The sequence below is a fragment of the Corallococcus sp. CA049B genome, assembly GCF_003611685.1.
Classification (GTDB): Bacteria; Myxococcota; Myxococcia; order Myxococcales; family Myxococcaceae; genus Corallococcus; species Corallococcus coralloides.
Genome location: NZ_RAWC01000010.1, coordinates 40,632 through 60,186, shown reverse-complemented (window position 1 = coordinate 60,186; position 19,555 = coordinate 40,632). Strand labels below are relative to the sequence as shown.

Here is a 19,555-nt window from a genome sequence, read left to right as displayed (position 1 = left end):
GCGGCCTCGTGGCGCCGGAGCTGGTGGTGAGGCACATCAGTCGCATCTGCCGGAGGCCCGGGCTTCCCATCCACCTCCGTCACGAAGCCACCTCCTCGGCGCTGCCTTCGTCATGGCCACGCCAACGCCACCCGCGGCTTGCGTCTTCAGCATGCGGGAAGTCCTCCGCGGAGATGAAGGGGGCCTTTGAGACATCAATCACGAGGGCGCACCGGCGCAGGGCCTTGCCGGCAAAGCAGACGCGCTCACTGGGCGAGAGGACATACTCTCCGGCGCGGTGGTTCTCGTGAATGAGGCGTCGCAGTGCCTTCGTGTCCACCAACTCCCCTCGGTAGTCGATGCGCTTGCAGTGCGCGCGGTAGGCGTCGTAGGCGGATTCCAGGTGGAGGCACAGGCGCCCCTCGTCGAAGGCATAGTGGACGCGGTGCTTCAGTTCGCCTTGGATTGCCATGACACCCAGCATCTGGATGAAGGCATCCAGGGCATTGCGGACGCCCGTCTCTTCCTCGAGGACGTCCTTCAGCACCGCGTCCACGGCCTCGCGGGCCCCCAAGTCCTCGGGCAACGCATAACCGCACTCTCGGGCGAACTCCTCGAAGAGGTGGATGCCCAACAGCATGGCCGTCACGTTGTCCGCTACACGCGGAGGCGCGTCCCTCTTCTCAAGGAGGACTTCCGCCACGGCACGGACGACGCGGTAGTCCGCCTCGAAGTCCCGCCCCAGGCAGAATTGAATGTAGCGAGGGGCGAAGAGGGCGAGGTTGACGGACGTCAGCTTACGAAAGGCCGCCCGGCAGTCGCGGCGCTGCACCGTCGCCTTCTCCGGGTTGACGGGCAGGAGGCGCTCCACGAGGGCCGCCTCCGTGGGACGTGTCTCTCCGCAAATACACAGCGGCGCCTGCAGCCGGTAACTCACCACCGACAAGTCCGGGCGCCCCCGCTCCTCCGTCTCTCCTCGGTAGAGGCGCCGCATGTAGCGGTGCACCAGGTGGAGACGGGGCAGCGGCATGTCACCGGGCTTGTACTCGTCCACCACCACCGGCACTGAGCGCGTGGCGGATAGCAACTTCACCAGGGCGAATTCCGTCTCCGTCACGCTGAAGGCATCCGAGGAAGGCACACCGAAGAGGGGCCAGAAGACTTCGGTGCACGTGCTCGACTTGCCACTACCTTGCGTCCCGTAAGGAAAGAGAAGCGGGAAGGAGCCCACCTTCTCCATGAGGCGCGGCTTCATTGGCGTGGCGAAGAACCATCCCAGAATGGGCAGCACCACCTGAGGCGTGTTGATTTTGAGCAGGTACTCGAAAACCGTGCTCGCCACGTCATGGAAGGTGTCGTCGTCCGCGGCCTCGTAGCGGATGCGCGATTCGAGCGTCGTACCATTCGGCAGGTACGCCACGGGGGAGGCCGAGAGGAAGCCCTCCCTCCCAATGGTGCACCCGGGCGCAACCCAGACGTGGTGCTCTCCCCGCTTGAAGTCGCCCAGCGTGGTGGTGCCCGGCAGCCTCGGCACCGCTCGCCGCGCCACCGCGCGCAGCAGGCCCTGCACGTTATTGTCGCTGCCCGTCCACTGCGTATGGACGGAGGGCAGGTGGTGCAGCAGCTCCTTGCGCGAGTTGAAGGCCCGCCGCGGCAGCCGCGCTCCTTCCACCTCGGCTCCCTTGTCCGTGCGGACATCCCCGAGGAAAACCTCCCCCTCCTCGGTTTCCACGAGGGCCGTCGGCGTGAAGGTGAAGGAGGAAATGGCCTTCGCCTCACCCCGCTGCGTCACCGTGTAGTAGCAGTACGCGTCCTCGTACACCTCGCCGTCGATGGTGTCGTCACCGCTGTTGCTCTTCCCTCCTCCCTTGGTGTCCGCGCCCTCTCCTGCGGCCTGGGTACGCACGGCGCGGGCCATGGCCAGCCGGAGCTTCTGGGCGGTCAGGCCGGTGCGAACCTCCAGCAGGCCCAGGTACTTCTCCTGCGCGGACGGTGGCCGGTGGGCGATGGCCTCCAGGATGGGCTTGAGGCGGTACTCCACGTCCTGGGCCGGCACCGTGGCCAGGCGCTCCACAGCCGCCTCGATGTCGAAGACGACGTCGTACAGCTCGCAGCGCACGTCCGGCTCGCGGTTGACGCGGCAGTAGCCCATGCCCTGGAGGGAGTGGCAGGGCGGCGCCACGGCGCCATCCTCGCGGGCCGTGGCCACCACCTTCTCGTAGGCCTTGCGGATGTAGCCGGCGCCGTCCCGGCCCTTCAGCTTCCCCAAGCCGCGCCTGTCGTACTCGAGGACGAGTTCCGTGATTTCGTCGAGGCCCAGCCCCTTGTGCACGAAGAAGCGCACCATGTTGAAGATGGCGACGCTCCGGTCCTCCGCGCCTTGCTCCCACAGACGCTGCACCGGGCCACACATCTCCACCGGGCGCGCCCAGTCATACTCCCCAGTCTCCGTCCGGCGGGCCTTCATCGTCCCCTGCGGCGCCGAGGCGGAGGGCGCTAGCGGCAGCGCCACCTGGGCTGGATGCGCCTGGTTCGCCACCGGCGGCTGCACCGGCGCTTCCAGCAGGCGGGCCTGAAGGCCTCCGTCCTCAACGCGCTCGAAGCCGGTCAGCGCCCGAGCTGCTCGGTGAGGCCGCTCCGCAGTCCCCGCCCCCTTCCGACTAACGGTGCCCACCACCTTGATGATGCGCGCCACGTCGTGGATGGAGTCCACGTGCACGCGCTCGGACTGGAAGCGAGCGCGCACCTCGGCCTCGAAGGCCTTCAGGCCCGCCTGCACACGCTCCTGAGCCTCGCCCGCCAGGGACTGCGGCGGCAGGGCGAACCACAGCTGCGCCCCGTTGCCGCTCATCATCAGCCGCGGGCGGACAAGCCCCTGCGCTTCGCACCAGGCCGCGGCGGCTTGCGCCACCTGGAGCGTCAGCGAGAGCTCGTCCTCGGTGCTGGCCGTGTCCTTGGGACGCACGGGGTCGAGGTCCACCACCGTGGCCGTCACGACCTCGATGTCCTTGCTCCCCGCCCCAGTCCGCAAGGGGCGCAGGACGTTGGGGGCGAGCTCCAGCAGGCGCCGAGGCCGCGGCTGAATGCCCACGTACACGTTGCCATCGGCATTGGCCGCCGCGCAGGCCGCGACGAAAGCTTCCTCGTCGTCGAAGAAGCCCAGGCCGACGATGCCCCCGCCGCCTGGGCGGATGACGCGGACTTCGCTTACGCCGTGCTGTGCGTGCGCCAGCCACCGCCAGGTGGCGAGGATGGCGTCGGGGTTTGGAGTGGTGTCAGAAGGTGTCGTCATCGAAGGTGCTCACTCCCTGTGGTGGTTCAATGCACGTCGGCGTGGGCCGCTGCGCCCAGCACCGTGGCGTACTGCTGGCGGCGCTCCGCATGGTGGCGCCGCAAGAGCGGCACCTTCCCGTCGACGAAGTCGATGAGGACGGCGCTCTTCTTCTCCGGGTGGGGGCGCATCAAGCGTCCGAGGCGCTGGACGGTGCGTCCACGGGCACGGCCGGGGTACGCCAGGAAGACGCGAGAGAGGCGCGGCAAGTCGAGCCCCTCATCCGCCAGGCTGGTGGCCACCAGGACACGGACGCGCCCGGCGCGAGCCTGGTCCAGGAGTGCCTTGCGCACCTCGCGCGGCACCTCACTCGTCAACGCCGCGGCCGACAGGCCCATGGCCGATAGTCGCTGCGCCAGCAGCTCGCAGTGGTCCACACGCCCCGTGAGGACAAGGCACAGGTGGCCCGCCCACGCTTCGCTGGCCACAGCGCCGAGGACGAGGTCATTGCGCGCCTTGTTCTCCGCCAGCGCCTCCAGCATGGGCGCGTAGTCCGCAGCGCGGCAGTACGGGTAGTCGAAGGCCGTCTCCACGGCGCGTACCTCGGGCACCACCAACACCCCGCGAGCCACGAGGTCCTCGTGCTTCACCACGGCCAGAGGCGCGCCCAGGTAGAAGCGCAGGAGAGGCGTCAGCCCGTCCTCCCGTTCGGGCGTGGCCGTCAGCCCCAGCCGGTAGCGCGCCGGGCAACGGTCGACGATTCGATGGAAGGCGCTGGCGGCAATGTGGTGGGCCTCGTCGAGGACGAGCAGACCGAAGTGATGGAGGAAGGCGTCGAGCTTCGCCTCGTCCCATCGAGAGAGGGACTGGACGACGGCGACGGTGACGGGCCGCACCTCCTCTTCCCCGGCGCCCACGAGGCCGGCCACCAAGCCCAGGCGCTCGCGGATGTGCTCTCGCCACTGCTCCGCCAAGTCCAAGGTGTGGACGAGGATGAGCGTCGGCGTGCGCAGGCGGGCAATGGCCCCCACGGCGAGGACGCTCTTGCCAGCGCCACAGGGGAGCACCGCGGTCCCCTGGGTGGCCTTCGCCAGCCGCTCCACGGCCGCGGCCTGGTAGTCGCGCAGCGGCACCTCTGGCAGCTTCGCCAGGCGCTTGGGCGGCAGCACCCGCGCGTCCTCGAAGGACAGCGTCAGGCCCGCCTCGTCCGCGGCCCGGCGCAACAGGTGAATGGCCCCGCGCGGCAGCACCAGCTCCCGCTCCTGCTGGCGGAAGAAGTAGAGCGTCTGAGGCTCCGCCCCCGGGCGCTTGCGCAGCCGTACCAGCTTCCAATAGGCGGGGTTGGGGAGGGCGAGAACCTGGCAGAGGCCCTCCATCATCTTCGGCGGCACGTCGCCCGCCGCGAGCCTCAGCCCAGCGTCCACGCGCACGCGCAGCGTCTGCTTGTCTGTGGGCGTGGCCGCGGTGCGCGCAGGCGCAGACGGCGCAGCCCCCACGCTGGAGTCCTGGGTGCGAGAGACAACACGTCCCCCGTCCCCGCGCATTTCGGAGAAGTCTTCCACCATTCTTGTTGTCCTCAGAGAAGCGCGTCGGGGGCGCGCAGCGGGCCCCCTTCGCGAAGGGCTACGGCAACCGACGTCAGCGGGGCACGCTCACGGGCCGAAGGGGTCCACGTCCGCTACACTCTCCGCGGAGTACTCGGCCACGAGGGAGTCGACGAAGGCGCGCGCCAGCTCTCCCTTCGACGCCGGGATGTCCCGGATGCGCTGCACGCCGAACTTCTGGAGGAACCTGTCTACCGCCTCACGCGGCAGCGCCTTCAACGCCGTAGCCATTGCCTGAGCGAGCTTGACGTCGACGGGCTCCCCCGCCTTCGGACTGGAAGTGGCTGCGGGCGACGTGCTGCTCGCCGCCGCTGCCGCCTCGGCCGCATATAGCTTCGGCAAGTCATGCAGACGCAGCGCCTGGAAGTCCGTCACCTCCGCCGGGGACAACTGCTTCTCCGGCAGGAGGGAGTACGTCGTCTTGGGGTCCTTCGCCGCACCATGGCGCTTCACCTCGAAGGCCCACGTCTCCAAGCCGTACTTCGCCCGCACCTGGAGCAAGTTGGTGAAAAAGGTGGAGGCCTGCTCCATCACCTTCACCTCGCGCGTCCCGTAGACGGCGACGTTGAGGGCCACGCGCAACGAGGGCTTGTGCCCCTGGGCCTTCAGCTTCTCGTCGAAGGGGACGAACTTGTTGTCGAGGAAAACCACCTCGCGCGGGTGCGGCTCCCCAAGGAAGACGACGACGGCGATGTCCCCGTCGTTCGCCAGCTTCAACCAGGCGCCGCCCTGCTGCTCATGCTGCTTGGCCATCGCGGCCGTCTGCTCCCACATGTTGCTGGCCATGGTGCTTCACTCCTCCTTCTGGCGGTGCGTAGTGGGGGAGGGGCGCTCGCGCCGGTACACCGAGAACAGCTCAGTGCCGTCATCCGTGGAGCCCGCCGCCTCGATGTTGAAGTCCGCATCGGTGTCCACCACGTGCTGAATCTCCCAGCGGCGGAAGAGTCCCGGCAGGCGGATGTAGTCATGGGCCTGGGCCTCGTCGCACTCGCAGCAGAGGCACGCGCTGCGCACCTCCGCTTTCGGCTCAGAGTCACCCCGGCTCACCACCCGGAGGCGGTGTCCGTCAATGCGAGCGACGAAGCGCACGAATGTTTCATCGTGCTCGAAGTTGTTTCGCGCGGCTGTTTTCACTGAGTCCTTCCAGGTTGTTGGCAATACAGTGGCGTTGCTGTCCGCCGGGACGGACAGGGCGTCTCGAAGCAAGATTGGATTGGGGCGCGAGGCGGCCCCTCTACTCCCTCAAAGCCAGGTGGCGCGAGCCGGGGACACGCGATTCGCGCATCCCGTCAGTCGTCCCCACCCGCTGCCCTCTCGGCTGTTTCGGAATCCACAAACTCTAAAAAGCACCCCCACCCGCCGATTTGGGACAAGGAATCTTTTCTGGGCATTTTTTCTTCATTTTCCGCAGACGCCCCAGGGCCCGCTGGACGCGCTTGCGCGCCGTTTCGGGCGACAGCCCACGGCTCGCTGCCACCTCGACATAGTCCTCTTCGCGAAGAAGGACGGACACCACCAAGTCGGTGTCCTCGCCCGTCAGCGGGAGGAGCCACGCACGCAGCTCCTCCACCTCGGCGTTGAAGGAGCGGGCTCGAGAGGCAGAGGGGGTGAGCCACGGCACCAAGAGCGCCCCGCCGTCCGCGTCCGCAAGTAACTGAAGGCGCGCGCGGTGGCGTTGCTCCACCAGCTCCTTGTGCCAGGCCTTGAGGACGTCGCGCTCCGTCCCACGCACGAGTGTCCCAGCTACGCGCTGGACACCGGCCAAGCTGACGCGCGCCACGAGACTCATGAAGGACGCGGCAATCGAGGAAACCACTTCCGCGGGCGGGTGGCCCGTTCGCCTGAGACATCGGTGATACACGCCGTCCAACCCCGGCCACAGGCCCAGCCACAACAGGGCCACGAAGAAGCGGGCCGAGGCTCCCATCTGCACCAACGTGACGAGGCCCGCGAGCAGCCCATCCTTGACGTGAGAGTCGCCTTCGCGCGCCGTGAGAAATGAAACAAGGGCCTCCGGCTCCTCGAAGTCGGAGAGTGCCTCCCAGTTGCGCCGCACCAAGCGGTAGGCGCGCCTCGCCTCAGCCGTCCGGATGGCCACGCCAAGCTCTTGATGAAGAGCATTCCAGCTACGACTCACAGATGAATGCCGCCCCGGCCCTGCGCTCGGCGCACAGAGAAAGCCAGGTGAGTGGGTAGAGAAGGCCGAGCCCCGGTGGAGGAAATGACGCCAGCGCCTCCGCGGTGTCCCTCCTTTGGCGGGGGACTCGAGGCTGCGGCGAGCCAATCGAAGGAAGAGAGAGGACGCCACACGCGCGTCCAAGCCCCTCCGAGACCTCCGCTACGGTAACGGACGAGCGCCCTTCCGACTGGGGGCCCGGCAACGGGAAAGTGGTGTCCCCAAGAAGACGGGGATGCCACCTCCACGCAGGCCGAGCCCAGGTCGAACGACGCCCCCACCCGTCGGCACCACCGGCAGAGCCAGGCCAATCACAACAAATCTGCACACCCTCTCAATTCTGAAATTCAAGCAACTTCCTCACAGCCCAGGGGCGATACATCACTGAGACATGCCCTCACGCAAGACGCACGACACGCTCCAACAGCGGAGGCATCAAAAGTCGGGTGGCGTGAAGTCGGGGACACAGCACCGCGCGTCTTGCGACTTTCATGCCTGGGCGTTGCCACTCGGGCTCCGCCTTCACGAGAGGGACTGAGCCGTCCACACATCCGGACGTGCACCGAGTGAAACATTTTCTCTCTCCGTATCATCGCCCATCGTTCCACAGGAGCGCACCCGGCAGCAGTCGCATCCTGCGCACCTCGCACCGGGGAGCGACGGCGTTGGAAGGCCGCAGGTGACGCGGAAAACGTCACCCCCAGTCCCTGGGGGCGGCACCACCCCTTCCACGAGCCTGGAGGCCGTTTCCGGCCGTCCTGTGGGCATTCACAGGCCATGGCATGGACGTGCTCCCCCCTCGACAGGTGCCCGCTCGCATGCGCCTTCACAACCAGCCGCAGCGACTTCACTTGACGTCTCAATAGTGGCAGTCGGTGGCGGGTGGTGGCAGCCCTATCTGCCACTCTCTTCTTCTATAAATTCAATATCTTATCTTGAAGTGGCAGAGGTGGCAGTGTTTCAAAAAATACCCCTACGTAGCGGGCGCGCGCATATTTGAATGGCACTATTCAATAGGGGGTCAAGAGAACACTCTCCCTAAGCGGCATTACCCCAGGAAACACTGCCACCACCGCCACCTCCGCCACTCCGGCGATTTCACTGGGGAATTTCGTGGCAGTCCTTTGAACCCCGCCTGCCACGGCTGCCACCCTTCAGTTTCGCGTTGGCTTTTGAAGCTCGCGAACAAAAAAGCGTCGATACAGGTGTCCCCGAAATCGCGCCGAAGGCCTTTGCTATGCCTTACGCCCGCATGGCATACGCGCGGGAAAACCAAAAATAAAATCGGGTGAAATGATTTCTTGTCCCAAATCGAAGGGATGGGGTGCTTTTAGGGTGTAACGGCAATCACGCGCCGCCGACTCCTGCGCATGGCCCTTACACACCACCTCCAGCCATCCCCCGCCCAGCAACGTCCGTCCGGCGTGACGTGCGAAGCGTATGTCCGCGACGAGGGCAAGCGCTGCCTGCACTACCGGCCTGGCGGCGGCTGCACGCTGGCCAGCGTGGGCACCTGCACCGAGTGGCTGAAGGTGAATGGGCAGGCCCAGCCTCATCGGGACGTGGCCACGCCCCCTGCCCCCGTGCCCCCGGCGAAGTCCGCTCCGCCTGCGGTGGATCTCTTCGGCCATCCGCTGACCGAAGCCGGCTCGAAGAAGCACGCGCCGGCCCCCGCCTCCAAGCCCTCGCCGCCAGCTCCGTCTCTCGATGTGAAGGCACCGGAAGCAGATGCCCCGCTCTCCGCCCTGCGCGGCATCACCGACGAGGACATCGCCAGCTTCAAGGCCCTCAACGCCGAGGTGTGCTTCCGCTCCGAGACCTACGGCGAGTTGTGGCTCGTGCCGGCCTACACCGGCCAAGCACGGAAGGAGCTCACCCTCGAGCACGCCGCCACCCTGGTGCGCGTCCTGTCTGCCTTCCCGGGCTCTCGCGTCATGTCCTTCGAAAAGCGGCCTGCCTCTGCGGACGAGGGGGAGCCATGAGCGTGGCTTTCGCCTGTGAAACACACGCATGGGGCCGCTCCCTGTACCCGCTTCAACTTGATGTCTCGCCCGGAAAGAGCGTGATGACTGTCTCGCGACACGCCACTGCATCGGCCCGGAGGCCCACGCCATGAGCGGACTGCGAAACGAACACCTCTCGTTCAGCCGGCTGAGCCGCTTCGAGGCCTGCCCGCTGTCCTACAGGCTCCACTACCTCGACAAGCGCACCGCCGAGCCCGGCGTCCCCCTGCGCTTCGGCAAGGCACTGCACGCCGTCCTCGAGCGACTCCTCCAGGAAGTCGTCGACACCGAGTACGTGGGCCCGCTCTCCGAGGAGCGCGCCCTCCAGCTCTACCGTGAAGCGTGGACTGCCGAGGGCCTCTCCGGCCTGGACCTCTTCCAGCAGGGCCTCGGCATCCTCCAGGACTTCGTCCGCCAGCAAGGCCGCGTGGACTCCCGCGACATCCTCGGCATCGAGAAGGAGTTCCGCCTGCCGGTGGGGCCCTTCACCGTCCTGGGCTTCATCGACCGCGTTGACTGGGTGGACGGCGAGACGGTCCACGTCATGGACTACAAGTCCAACCACCAGCTCTTCACCCGCGAGGAGCTGGACTCCAGCCTCCAGCTCAGCCTCTACGCCCTCGCCGCGCGCCGCATGTGGCCCTGGGCGAAGCAGGTGCGCCTGTCCATGTGGATGCTTCGCCACGGCGCGCTGCAGGAGACGACGCGCACCGAAGAGCAGTTGGACGCCGCCCTCGCCTACGTCGAGACGCTGGGCCAGCAGATGGAGAGGGCGGAGGACTTCCCCGCCCGCCTCAACCCCAACTGCGCGTACTGCGACCACCGACGCGACTGCCCCACCTACGCCCGCGCGCTGACGGGCCAGCGTGAAGTCGTCTGCAGGGACATGTCCGACTTGGAGTCCGTCGCTCGCGAGCGTGAGGAAGTCGCCCAGCTCGCGAAGATTCTCGGCGCGCGCAAGGCGGAGCTGGAGGGCGTCCTCCGAGCCCACCTTGCTGAGCAGGACGAACTCGTCCTCGCCGGCACGCGCTACCGCATGTTCAACACCACCAGCCTCGATTACCCGCTGGAGCCCACCGTTGCGGTGCTGGCCCAGGCCACCGGCATCCCTCGTGAGGAGTTGGTGCAGCGCCTCGCCAGCGTCGAGAAGAAGGCCCTCGACGCGCTGCTGAAGGACGCGGGCAAGCGCCTGGGCGCCGCGCGCGTCGCGCTGCTGAAGGCCGAGCTGGACTCCCTCGCCACCAAACACCACTCGCCCCGCTTCTGGGCCAAGGAGGTCGCATAGTGCTGCTCGCTCACCCTGCTTCCGACACCACCCCTGTCTCCGCTCTCCACCAGCCGATCTTCCCCGGCCTCCCGCCGCACCTGCGGACGCTCGCCTTCATCGACTTGGAGACGACGGGGCTGGACGCCTCCCGGCACGAAGTGCTGGAGGTGGCCGTCCTCCGCGTCGACGCCCGCAGCCTCAAGGTGCTGGCGGAGTACGAGGCCCGCGTGCAGCCCACCCGGCTGGCCGACGCCCACCCCGAAGCCCTGGCCGTGTGCGGCTACTCCGACGAGGAGTGGCGAGACGCCCTGCCCCTGCAGGAGGTTCTCGCCACCGTGACGCCGCTCTTGGCGGGCACCCTCGTGGCCGGCCACAACACCAGCTTCGACTGGGGCTTCCTCGTCGAGGGCTACCGCCGCACCGAGCTGACCCTGCCCTCTGTCGACTACCACCGCCTCGACACCGCCAGCCTCGCGTGGCCGCTGCTCGCCACGGGCGAGGTGGAGTCCCTCTCCCTCAACGCCTTGGCGAAGCGCTTCGGCCTCCACCGCCCCACACCTCACCGCGCCATGGCGGACGCCCGCTGCGCGCTGGAGGTGGCCCGCTGCCTTGCCGTGCGCATGGCCCGTGGCGGGCACATGGAGCGGCTGCTGGAGGAGTCGGGAGGTGTCTCGTGAGCACGCTCTCTCCACAACAGCCGCTCGAAGAGTGGCGCCCCGTTCCAGGTTTCGATGGTTGGTACGAAGTCTCGAATCTCGGACGCGTCCGAAGTTGGAGACGGACTGGTGCGCCCGAGGTCCGGCGAGCGACTCCAAGACTGCTTCGCGGCACATTTACAGAACTCGGCTATCACTTGGTGAAGCTCACGCACCCAGTGTTTGGTGTCATGGATGTAGGGACCCACCAACTCGTCCTCGCCGCATTCGTCAGCGCCAGGCCCGCTCTCATGGTGGTCGATCACATCAACTCAACCCCGTCCGACAACCGCGTGGAGAACCTGCGCTGGGTCACCGCCGCAGAGAACCTTCGCCACGCCGTGTCGCAAGGGAGGGTGAGAGGCCGCGTCGGCCCACGAAGCTTCTCCCCGCTCGACGAAGAAAAAGTGCGCACCATTCGCCGTCAACGAGCAGACGGAGCCTCACTCAAGACACTTATGAATCGTTTCGGTGTCAGCATGACGACCATCTCGAAGATTGTGCACGGCCTCATCTGGCGTGAGGTGCAGCCATGAGCGGCGCCCACTCTCGTCGCAAGGGTGCAGACTTCGAGAGAGCCCTCGTCCACCGCTTCCGCGAAGCGATGCCTGAAGCCCTCGTGCGCCGCGGCCTCCAGTACCGCAGTGGTGAAGAGGTACCGGACGTCGAGGTGCCCTGCTTCTGGGTGGAGTCGAAGGCCCACCAGCGCACCAACGTCCGGGAGGCCATGCGACAGGCGGTGGAGACGTGCCCGCCGGGCCGCTGGCCCCTCGCCGTGTGCAAGGACGACGGGCAGACGCCCCTCGTCGCCATGCAACTGGACGACTTCCTGGAGTTGGTGCGCGAGTGGTGGGAGGCACGGCCCCGGTGAGTGACTTCTTCGGCCACCTCCTGGGCCTGCTGCGTGTGGAGGCGCTCTCCCCTCGGCACCAGTCTCTCTTCGAGACGGGGCGTCTGCGCCAGCCGGCCCTTGCCCACCACCGGTGCCTCACGTCCGTGCTGGCCGCCTTGGCTGACACGCGCGAGGACACCTACCCAGCGAGGGAGGCCCTCACCCGGGCTCTGCTGGCCGAAATGCAGGCCTCCTCCAGCCCCGCGTGGACGGCTGCCCTCGCCACCACCTACGCACCCATGTTGAATCGCCTGCGCCGCCGCATCCTAGGCAATGCGGTGCCCAGGGAGGACCTCGACCAGCTCGTCCTCACCACCTTCCTTTCCGTCGCCCGCAGCTTCCCTCTCTCTCGCTGGGGTGACTGGACGGCGGTGCGCCTGCGCCAGCAGACGGCGCGCGAGGTGTTCCGCTTCCTGCGCAAGGAGCGCGCGGAGCAGCACGAGACGTACACGCAGGAGCAGCTCGCCGAGTGGCTGCCAGACTCCCGCCAAGCCACGCAGGTGGAAAACCCAAGGCGGCCCAGCGTCCGCCGCAGCTTCGTGAAGCGGGACGCCGTGCTGGTGCACTTGGCCCGGGCCACCCTGCCTCGCAGCGACGTCGACGTCCTCATGGCCACCGTCGTCCGGCGCGAAAAGCTGCGTGCCTACGTCAGCCGCCTCGGAGAAGGCGACGCCGCCGAGGCCGAGAGGACGTACCAGCGGCTGAAGCGCCAGCGCACGCGGCTGATGCAGCGCCTGCGCGCCCAGGCTGGCGACGCGGTGGCCCAGCTCTCCGGAGGCTGCTGAGGGACGGCCATGGCGAAGAAGAAGGCCCTCAAGAAGCTGGGGCGCCCCACGAAGGCCGAAGGCCCCCGGCTTCCCCATGATGAAGTGGACAGGCTCCTCGTCGAAGGTGAGGAGGTGCCCACCACGCGAGGCCGCGTGAAGAGGCGCTTCCCCTCCTTCCGCGAGCTGGCCGAGCGCTTCGGTGTCGCCCACAGCGCCGTCGCCAAGTATGCCCAGCAGCACGACTGCCTTGGCCGGCGAAAGCGCCTCCTCGCGGGCCACCCGGCTTCGGAGCCACCTGCGTCACCCGAGGAACCACCTGCTCCGCCCCCTGCCTCGAAACGCAAGACGGGGCGGCCACGCAAGTCCGAAGAGCCCGCCCTCCCACGCCAGGAGCTGGACCGCGCCCTCGTCTTCGGCGACGTGAAGACGCTGCCGGACGGCTCCACCATGACGAGCTACGCCTCGTACCGCGAGCTGGCCGAGCGCTTCGGTGTCGCCACCTCCCTCGTCGCCAACTACTCCAGGGAGCACAACTGCCTGCGCCGCCGCGAGGAGGCCAAGACGCGCATCGCCACCAAGGCGGACCAGAAGCTGATTGAACTGCGCGCCAACGCCATCGCCGTCTCCAAAGACGACGCCCTGAAGATGATTGACGGCTACCTCCTCGGCTTCGAGGAGGCGCTGGCGGAAGGGCGCGTGCGTGTCGACAACCCCACCGACTTCAACACCATGGTGCGCCTGAAGGAGTTCGTGCAGGGCGGCGCCGACTCTCGCCAGGAGCTGCACGCCACCTTCTCGCTGGAGGGCTTGCAGGCCCGGCACGCCCAGGCCCTGCGCGCCGCACGGGAGACGACGCCCGCCGAGCGCGGCGAGGTGGACGCTGAAGCAGAGAGCAGCGACGAAGACACGGAGGTGTCGAAATCGACGGGTGAGGAACATCCCGACACCGCGACGTCAACCAGCGCCAAAGACGAGTCGCCCTAGCCGACCTCCGTTGTGGCTTCTCCTTCTTCTCAACCGTCCCGAAACCAAACTAGAACGCCCGCATGGAAGAGGTCCTATTCCAAACAAACCTCCACCCCACTCCTCGTAGCTCTGTTCATTACTCCCAAAAAACACCCGCCCAAGGGGCAACATGACCAGCTCGCAACTTCACGGCACAATCACTCGGCCAAAACAACAACCACAAACCCGGACACACACATGAAACACCTATCCTTCGCCTGCCTTATTCTCTCGCTGATTGCGTGCGGTTCGCCGGAGGCCGTGCAGCGCGAGGACTCGCTGGAGGCGGTCACACACGAGGAAGCAGACGTCCAAGAAGAAGCGTGGAGTCAGATGGAATCCACAGGAGCAGCAGACGAGGCGTCTGCTCAAGCATGCGCCAAGCGTTGCTCGGGTGGTTCTTACGCTGGCCAAGCATGTAGCACTAACTCCAATTGCGGCAAGACGTGCTCGGGTGGTTCTTACGCTGGCCTAGCATGTAGCACTAACTCCAATTGCGGCAAGACGTGCTCGGGTGGTTCTTACGCTGGTCAGGAGTGCAATTATAACGCAGACTGTGGCAAGACGTGCTCGGGGGGCGTTTACGATGGCCGTGCCTGCAACTTTGACTCCAACTGCCCCAACGGGCGCTGCTATTCTGGCTTCTGCAATCCGCACCAATGCAATTCGCACCTCTGCCTGACTTACTGCTGAGGCACTTGATTGGGCAACACAGTGCGCGGCAGTCGCCGACGCCCTCTTCGTGCCTCCTGCCGCGCGCCTACGGTGGGCCACATCCGGAAACGGCGAACACGTGCGGACCTTCGATTCCCGCCCGGGGGGACCAACTCGCGGCAGAGTCTGCCCGCCACCTTCTCGCTGGAGGGTTTGCAGGCGCGGCACGCCCAGGCGCTGCGCACGAGACGACGCCCACCGAGCGCGGCGAGGTGGACGCGGAGGTGATAGCGAGCGATGGCGAAGACCTCGACACGGCCTCCTCGGAAAGCCCCAAGGACGACGCCCTCGTGACTCCTCCAACGGACGTCGCGGCCCCCGCTGACCCCGTCTGAAAGTGCCCATCGATAAGTGAACGCGGGCACTTTCGCGTTCAGTTTCGCCGTTCACTTTCGCCGCGCCGGCCAGGCCAGGCCTGGTGACAGTCCCCCGGGAGCTCCACCAGGCGCGCGGAAGCACACGCCTGGCCCCATAGCCTTCGTAGTTTCGCGAGGTTAGGGCGGACAGCCACCAGGTCCATGAGCGCCGCGGTACGAGTTCGGGCCTGAACTCGCGCCCGGAAGCACACTCCGTCCAGCGGGCCGGACGCCAGCGCGCCGTTCACTTCCCCGGCCCGGGGCGACCTGCTCCGCTGCGCCCCGCTGGCCGCCACGTGGCCCACCTGGCGCTCGGCCCCGGTTGGCCCCGCGCACCGCGCCTGTCGCCGCGTGGCGCCCCGTTCGTGCGCGCGTGTCCCCGCGCGCTTCGCGTCGCAGGCCTTTGTCTTCCTCGTGAGCCCCACGAGCCCCCGAGCTGCCCTCGAAGCACCGGCCCTCCTCCCCGCGCGCACCTGGGCGCGCGTGCCGTTACCAGGGCCGAGCCGAATGGCCGAAAATGGGTAAAGGCGGCCATTCGGCGTCACCGCCCCGACACTGTTTCGCGCGCTTACGAGGCCTCCTGACGGGCCGAAGCGCCGAGGCCAATGGCCGCTTTCCGCTTGTTGGGGCCACCTGCCGCCCGTCGCGCGGCCCAGCTCCTCCGCAGTCACCTTCACCGCCTGCCCAGGCCGGGCGCAACCATGCCTACCGATGACGCCAGCACGCCTACCCCGCCTACCCTTGACGCCAGGGTGGGGGGTGGTGCGATCTTTCGTGCGGGTGGCGCCGCCGGGGCGTGTACCTGGGGCCCTTTTCGAGAGGGTCAGCCCCGAAAAAGTGAACACCCCGCGCCCGTTCATTTGCACCCGGTAAGTGAACACCTCGCGCTGTTCACTTTCCCCGGCCGAGCATGGGGCAGCCCACGTGGGCCCCGCGCACAGCCGCCCCTCACCGCCTCCGCGCGGCACCCCGGCCCAACCAGGGCCTCTCGCAGGCGCTCGACGCGGAGGCGGCACGCCCCATCAGCAAGGCAGGTCCTGCGTCACGCGCACCAGTTCGTCGTCCGAGGGGTGCGTGTAGATGACCGTGGAGTCGATGCTGCGCTGCCGCGCGAAGCGCTGGGTGAGGCGGATGTCCTTCGTCCGCCGGTACACCCCGGTGCACGCGGTGTGGCGCACGGCGTGGAAGTTGAGGTGCCTCTCCAGGCCCGCGCGCTGCTGCCAGACTCCGAAGCCGTGGCGCACCTGCCGCGTGGACAGGCGCAGTCCCAGGCGACTCAGGAAGAGCGGTGCCTGGGGCCCCACGTCGTGCCCCTGCGAGCGCTTCAGCCGCAGCAGCTTCTCCAGCTTCGCGCGCACCGTGTCCGAGAGGACAACCTCCTGGGGGCGCGGGTGCCGGCGGCAGCCCTTGAAGACGTGCAGCATCACGTGCCGGCGTGCGCGCCCGCGCTCGTCGAAGATGTCGCCGATGTTGAGGGCCACCAGTTCGTGCTCACGCAGGCCCGAGGCCAGCGCGAGGCTGTAGAGGCAGTGGTCCCTGAATCCCTCCTTGTGCTCCCCCGTGGCGCGCAGCAGGAGCACCACCTCTTTCTGCGTGAGGGTGCGAGGTGGGCGGGTGACAGCGGCATAGGCAGACATGGCAACTCCGTCGTGAAGAGGACGTGGCCATGCACGCTCTGGTGCCGCGAGAAAGCAACGGAACATGCAGGGAGGGCAGCGTGACGCTCGGCATCGTCAAACGCACCGAGGATGACCTCACCCAGTGGCTGGCCACCGAGTCCGGATTCATTTCCGGCCTGTGCCATTACGACAGCGAGCCAGTGGTGTTGGAGCCGTACCAGCAGGCGCTGCTGGACAACCGCTCTCGCTTCCGGTGGATCGCGAAGAGCCGCCAGGTGGGGTTCTCCTTCTTGTTCGCCCTCGAGGCCCTCGCTCGCTGCCACCTGCGTGACGGCCACACGGCGGTGTTCGTCTCGTACAACCTGAGCGACGCCGTCGAGAAGGTGCTCATCGCCCGGCAGGTGTACGAGGAGCTGCCGACAGCCTTCCAGAAGAAGCTCGTCACCGACGCGAAGACGGAGCTGGCCTTCGAGTCCAACGCCAAGGGCCGGCGCCTCTCGCGCATCATCTCCGTGCCCTCCAAGCCTCCGCGCGGGAAGCGGGGCGACGCGTACCTCGACGAGCTGGCCCACTACGTGAACGACCGCGAGGTCTACACGGGCAGCACCGCGCTCATCCTCCGCTCGCACGGGCAGCTCACGGGCTGCAGCACTCCACTGGGCCGGCGCGGCATCTTCTGGGAAATCGCCTCGCAGGAGCTGCGCAAGTACCCGCACCACACGCGCCAGCAGGTGCCCTGGTGGCTGTGCCGCTTCTTCAGCCTGGACGTGAAGCGTGCCTCGGTGGAGGCCCCCTTCATGTCCACCGAGGAGCGCGTCGCGCACTTCGGGCGCCCCGTCCTCACCGAGCAGTTCGACTCCCTGCCGCAGGAGGACTTCCAGCAGGAGTTCGAATGCCTTTTACGTCGACGAGTCGTACTCCTTCCTCCCCTACGAGCTCATCCTCCCGTGCACCACCGACGAGCTGCCGCTGGCCCAGGACGCATCCGACGTGCCCGTGCCCCAGGGGCGCCTGGTCGCGGGCTTCGACGTGGGCCGAACCCGAGACCGCTCCGAGCTGGCCGTCTTCGAGGAGGTGGCGGGCCGATTCACGTGCCGCATGCTTCGCAGCTTCGAGGGCGTCCCCTTCGCGGAGCAGGAGGCGCACCTACGCCGCCTCCTCTCCGTCCTGCCCGTGGCGCGCCTCAGCGTCGATAAGAGCGGCATCGGCATGAACCTCGCGGAGAATTTGGCCCGCGACTTCCCGCAGGTGGTGGCGGAGAACTTCACGAACGAGTCCAAGGAGCGCTGGGCAACCGACTTCAAGATTCTGCTCCAGCGAAGGGACGTCACCCTGCCACGAGAGCGTGAGCTTGTCGGGCAGATTCACTCCATCAAACGCCGCGTGCTGCCCTCGGGGAAGGTGTCCTTCGACGCCGAGCGCGCCAACCGCGGGCACGCGGACAAGTTCTGGGCCGTGGTCCTTGCGTGCCAGCGCGAGCGAGTACCGGAGCGACGAGGTAGCGGGGAGATTGGGGTGCGGGTGATTGGCTGAGCACGCCCGTTTCCGCTATCCAGCGCCGTGCGACGCGGCGCCAGGCTCTTGAGCCAGTACAGCGCCGCGCCCCAATGGGGATTGATGAATCCTTCGTCCCCTCCAACCCCAATTACTCTTGAATAGTATCAGACTAATCCTTGGGCGTCAGAATCTTACGCGGCGGACACAGCGACGCACACTTAACTGACTTGTCCGTGCACGTCGAAGCATGATCTGGACACAGGCATTTTACCTTCGGAGGGAGACAGGCATCATCGCCTTGGCGCTTCAACTCCAGACACTGCCCTGCCGGCATGCATTGGCCGACGCCGAGGTTACACCAGGACGTGCCGTCGGCGCAGCCATGGGAACTCGCGCACGGAAAATCCTTCGGCAACACCTCCATCGCATATTTAATACTAGCAGTGGTTGGATTCCCAAACACGTCCCCTTGCTCCAACCACCACCTTGCCGAGTTAACACCAACTATCTTCCCGGCCACAAGGACCGGTCCGCCGCTATCTCCGGGGCACAGAACTGCCGATTCGCCTATCGTCGCGGTCACGACCTGCTTCGTGTTGCCACCGGCGCGCACACACGTAGTGGACTCCGATGCACAGCCAAAACCAAAGATGCTAATTTCAGTACCATCGGAAGGAACTGCAGTGCCGATTGGAACTGGCGTAATCTTTTTGGAGCATGCCTTGTCGAGCACGACCAGGGCTACATCCGATTTCCCAGTATTAGAGCCAAATGGCCTTGCTTGAACTACGGTGCGCTTGCCACTAGCGCCAAAATCTACAGTGCCGTATGTTCCGATTGCGGTCGACTTATAGCCAACACAGTGTGCAGCGGTCAGTGCGATACGCGGCGCAACCAGGGTCGCCGTACAATACTTAGACCAACCATCCATGTGGAATTCCATACGACCAACAGCAGGCTGACTGGATGTTGTCGTCCCTCCCTTAAGCGGCAGTTGCTGGGTGGTCGTTCCAGTCGGCCGATGCGGCCTCGCGCACAAGTAGTTATCGCTCCATGCGTGTGGGTCTGCCGGCTCGTTCCATCCGACACACCTGTAGCCTTTGTTCTCAATCGGCCCCGTCATTGACCACTCAAAGTCCCATTGGGCATCGCGATCAATACAGATAAAATTGTCAAACCATGTGTGCTCTCCGGGCTCCGCGTCTTCCTTGATCTGGGTGCACTTCATGCCTTTAATTGGGCCACTATTCGACCACTGCAGACCAATGCCCTTTGGCGCACAGAATTGATTATCATTCCACGTGTGCGGATCGGAGGGTTCGTCTACGCTTACGCAATCGTGGTCGTGCTCGTAGCCAGGCGGCGGCTTATTGTCGTTGGTGAATGCGAAGCCCCAACACTCTTTCGTGTCAGCCCTGCTGAATGTTGCCAGTAGCGCAACGAGCACTCCAATGAATGCCTGCCTGCTTGAAGCTGTCACCATTTCGGCTCCTGTTTATTGCCGCGTCGTCTAGGTGCTTCGCCTCGAGTTTTCGGCACAGCCTCCAGATCCATGGCACCAGCGATTGAATCACAGATGGACATAGCGCTCCGGCGCCAATGGAATCGGAATATACTGCGTGCCACTTTGGAGAGCCCCGTCCTTCGGCTTTGAGCAAGATGGATCGCTGCCGGACCGACGGGTTCCAAGAGACTCACCTCATGGAGAAC

The 19,555-nt window shown here is 66.5% G+C and carries 15 protein-coding genes and 1 pseudogene; 9 read left to right on the top strand and 7 right to left on the bottom strand.

Annotated elements, in window-relative coordinates; all coding sequences use genetic code 11:
• Positions 1-79: 79 nt before the first annotated feature.
• From D7W82_RS03920 to D7W82_RS03900, 5 genes are all read right to left on the bottom strand, one after another.
• Positions 80-3,271: a hypothetical protein gene (locus D7W82_RS03920; protein ID WP_120617031.1), complete on the bottom strand. Its 3,192-nt coding sequence runs from the start codon at positions 3,269-3,271 to the stop codon at positions 80-82.
• 26 nt (positions 3,272-3,297) lie between these two features.
• Positions 3,298-4,815 (bottom strand): DEAD/DEAH box helicase, encoded by a 1,518-nt coding sequence (locus D7W82_RS03915; RefSeq protein WP_120617030.1) that lies wholly within the window; start codon positions 4,813-4,815, stop codon positions 3,298-3,300.
• A gap of 87 nt (positions 4,816-4,902) precedes the next feature.
• On the bottom strand, positions 4,903-5,640 hold the full coding sequence (locus D7W82_RS03910) for a hypothetical protein (protein ID WP_120617029.1): 738 nt from the start codon (positions 5,638-5,640) through the stop codon (positions 4,903-4,905).
• Between the two features lie 6 nt (positions 5,641-5,646).
• Entirely contained in the window at positions 5,647-5,988 is a 342-nt protein-coding gene (locus tag D7W82_RS03905) for a hypothetical protein (protein ID WP_120582197.1), read from the bottom strand.
• A gap of 205 nt (positions 5,989-6,193) precedes the next feature.
• Positions 6,194-6,952, bottom strand: coding sequence for a sigma-70 family RNA polymerase sigma factor (locus D7W82_RS03900; RefSeq protein WP_120617028.1), 759 nt, complete (start codon positions 6,950-6,952; stop codon positions 6,194-6,196).
• 1,448 nt (positions 6,953-8,400) lie between these two features.
• On the opposite strand from D7W82_RS03900, the gene D7W82_RS03895 reads away from it, so the two are divergent.
• The 7 genes from D7W82_RS03895 to D7W82_RS03865 all read left to right on the top strand — a co-directional run bounded on the left by D7W82_RS03895 (position 8,401) and on the right by D7W82_RS03865 (position 13,638).
• Positions 8,401-9,012 (top strand): hypothetical protein, encoded by a 612-nt coding sequence (locus tag D7W82_RS03895; RefSeq protein WP_120617027.1) that lies wholly within the window; start codon positions 8,401-8,403, stop codon positions 9,010-9,012.
• Between the two features lie 130 nt (positions 9,013-9,142).
• Positions 9,143-10,318, top strand: a complete 1,176-nt coding sequence (locus D7W82_RS03890; RefSeq protein WP_120617026.1) for a PD-(D/E)XK nuclease family protein — start codon at positions 9,143-9,145, stop codon at positions 10,316-10,318.
• Positions 10,318-10,977 (top strand): 3'-5' exonuclease, encoded by a 660-nt coding sequence (locus tag D7W82_RS03885; RefSeq protein ID WP_120617025.1) that lies wholly within the window; start codon positions 10,318-10,320, stop codon positions 10,975-10,977. The genes D7W82_RS03890 and D7W82_RS03885 overlap by 1 nt, the downstream gene beginning before the upstream one ends.
• A complete protein-coding gene (locus D7W82_RS03880) occupies positions 10,974-11,531 on the top strand; it encodes an NUMOD4 domain-containing protein (protein WP_120617024.1) in 558 nt (185 codons plus the stop codon). Before D7W82_RS03885 ends, D7W82_RS03880 begins: the two co-directional genes overlap by 4 nt.
• Positions 11,528-11,866, top strand: coding sequence for a hypothetical protein (locus tag D7W82_RS03875; RefSeq protein WP_120617023.1), 339 nt, complete (start codon positions 11,528-11,530; stop codon positions 11,864-11,866). The genes D7W82_RS03880 and D7W82_RS03875 overlap by 4 nt, the downstream gene beginning before the upstream one ends.
• Positions 11,863-12,672, top strand: coding sequence for a hypothetical protein (locus D7W82_RS03870; protein ID WP_233587282.1), 810 nt, complete (start codon positions 11,863-11,865; stop codon positions 12,670-12,672). Before D7W82_RS03875 ends, D7W82_RS03870 begins: the two co-directional genes overlap by 4 nt.
• Positions 12,673-12,681: 9 nt before the next feature.
• Complete coding sequence (locus tag D7W82_RS03865; protein WP_120617021.1) at positions 12,682-13,638, top strand: AT hook motif domain protein; 957 nt, start codon at positions 12,682-12,684, stop codon at positions 13,636-13,638.
• Between the two features lie 2,113 nt (positions 13,639-15,751).
• Here D7W82_RS03865 and D7W82_RS03855 read toward each other — a convergent pair.
• The gene (locus tag D7W82_RS03855) at positions 15,752-16,366 is read right to left on the bottom strand and encodes a tyrosine-type recombinase/integrase (RefSeq protein ID WP_120617020.1); all 615 of its coding nucleotides are present in this window, start codon (positions 16,364-16,366) and stop codon (positions 15,752-15,754) included.
• A gap of 80 nt (positions 16,367-16,446) precedes the next feature.
• On the opposite strand from D7W82_RS03855, the gene D7W82_RS41285 reads away from it, so the two are divergent.
• Positions 16,447-17,544, top strand: a complete 1,098-nt coding sequence (locus D7W82_RS41285; RefSeq protein WP_158617580.1) for a terminase large subunit domain-containing protein — start codon at positions 16,447-16,449, stop codon at positions 17,542-17,544.
• Positions 17,429-17,881, top strand: a pseudogene (locus D7W82_RS41280) (terminase); the annotation flags it as partial. The gene D7W82_RS41285 and the pseudogene D7W82_RS41280, both read left to right, overlap by 116 nt.
• Before the next feature lie 133 nt (positions 17,882-18,014).
• On the opposite strand, the gene D7W82_RS42510 reads toward D7W82_RS41280, so the two are convergent.
• Entirely contained in the window at positions 18,015-18,968 is a 954-nt protein-coding gene (locus D7W82_RS42510) for a serine protease (RefSeq protein ID WP_370450930.1), read from the bottom strand.
• Between the last annotated feature and the right edge of the window lie 587 nt (positions 18,969-19,555).